At 34.8% G+C, this 977-nt stretch carries 1 protein-coding gene and 1 pseudogene; both read left to right on the forward strand.

Annotated elements, in window-relative coordinates; all coding sequences use genetic code 11:
* Positions 1–336: hypothetical protein (locus AB4Z33_RS31015; protein ID WP_442053586.1), on the forward strand; the 336-nt coding region annotated here is incomplete at its 5' end.
* A gap of 171 nt (positions 337–507) precedes the next feature.
* Positions 508–977 (forward strand): annotated as a pseudogene (locus tag AB4Z33_RS31020) (hypothetical protein); the annotation flags it as partial.

Raw genomic sequence — 977 nt, forward strand, 5'->3', positions numbered from 1 at the left:
GGAGTTCAACTTGCCGAATCTTATTATTTGACAGCTTCGAAATTCAAAACAATTCAACTGAGCGGTAAAAGCACTTTGCTATCGGGATTACTTCTCAATGATTATCTAAATGAACTTCGTTCATATCGAACCTATCTTCAAAGTAATTCCAAAGAACCTTACGATATTAAAGAAGTTGCAATTGTTATCAAAGACCTCCAAACGATTTCAAGTTGGTTAAGAGAAAAATATAAAAATAAAGAGTTTGAAGTATATACGGACGAAGATTTTTATAGGGATGTTTACCCGAAGCTTGAAAGTGATGTGAAGAGTTATCGGTTTGAACAGCAATTCTAAGTTAATTCATTCTAACGGGGAACGTTAATTAAATACAATACAACACGACGGCATCTAATCACATGATGAGCTGCCGTTTTCTCATACGAGCGGCCAGAATATATTGTTTTGGAGTTGTTAAAGCGGTATGAATGGGAATAATACACCTAATTCAACATTAGGTGGGATAACATGATAAGGATTTTTGTGTTTTTTATTGCAATGATGTTCATATTTAGTACGTCAGTTCAAGCAGAAGTAAGGCCTACCCAAGCGTTAAAGTACCATAAGTTTGACGCAACAACACTAGATAAAGTCAAGAGTAATGCTTCATTTCGATTACTTGTACCTAAAAACATCCCTAAAGAATGGACAGTAGAGCTTAAATATCCCTATCAGCTTGACGCCACTAAGCCAATTCAAAGAATCATATTGAACTACTTTGATAAGGAAGAAAACTTTATGTTTGGATTAGAGCAGCATAATGCTGTCGGATACAAAATTAAAAGAGAAATAATAAATATTGATGCTCGTACAAACAAAAGTTCAAGGACGATTGTCGAAGAAGAATTCAAATTTGATACAAGCGGTGAAAAATTAAATATGAGTGGTGTTGAAGTTCGATTTACGCCTTGGGCAGATAAAACACCAGGCGGTTACTT

The sequence above is a fragment of the Paenibacillus sp. 2TAB19 genome (assembly GCF_052115185.1).
Taxonomy (GTDB): domain Bacteria; phylum Bacillota; class Bacilli; order Paenibacillales; family Paenibacillaceae; genus Pristimantibacillus.